This window comes from Mycobacterium sp. 852002-51971_SCH5477799-a (assembly GCF_001667145.1).
In the GTDB taxonomy this organism is placed as follows: domain Bacteria; phylum Actinomycetota; class Actinomycetes; order Mycobacteriales; family Mycobacteriaceae; genus Mycobacterium.
Window position 1 is genome coordinate 1 of the sequence record NZ_LZIF01000032.1, and the last position, 564, is coordinate 564.

The 564-nt window shown below is 71.3% G+C and carries 1 protein-coding gene; it reads right to left on the reverse strand.

What is annotated here, in order from left to right; translation table 11 throughout:
* The coding region (locus A5753_RS02440) for a phosphopantetheine-binding protein (RefSeq protein WP_156655891.1) at positions 1 to 564 on the reverse strand (564 nt) is incomplete at both ends.

Below are 564 nucleotides of genomic sequence, written 5' to 3' on the forward strand. Positions count from 1 at the left end.
GATCACCCGCATCGCCGCGATGCTGTCCCCACCCAGCTCGAAGAACGAATCATCGACCCCGACCCGCTGCACACCCAAGATGTCGGCATAAATGCCGGCCAAGATCTCTTCGACCGCATCGCCCGCGGCGCGGTAGCGCCCGGCGCCGGTGTAGTCCGGGGCGGGCAGCGCGCGGGTGTCGAGTTTGCCGTTGGCCGTCAACGGCAACGCGTCAAGCGCCACCACCGCGGCCGGCACCATATGCTCGGGCAACCGCTCGGCCAGCGCGGCGCGCGCCGTTGTGGGGTCGGCGCCCCCGGTGATGTAGCCGACCAGCCGGCGGGTGCCGGGCTGGTCCTCACGGGCGATCACCACCGCCTGGTCCACCCCGTCCAGCCCGGTCAGGGCGGCCTGGATCTCGCCCAGCTCGATCCGGTAGCCGCGGATCTTGACCTGCTCATCGGCGCGGCCCAGATAATCCAGCTGCCCATCAGCGCGCCACCACACCAGATCCCCGGTCCGATACATCCGCTGCCCCGGCGCCGCGGGCCCGGCGAAGGGACACGCCACGAACCGGGATCCGGT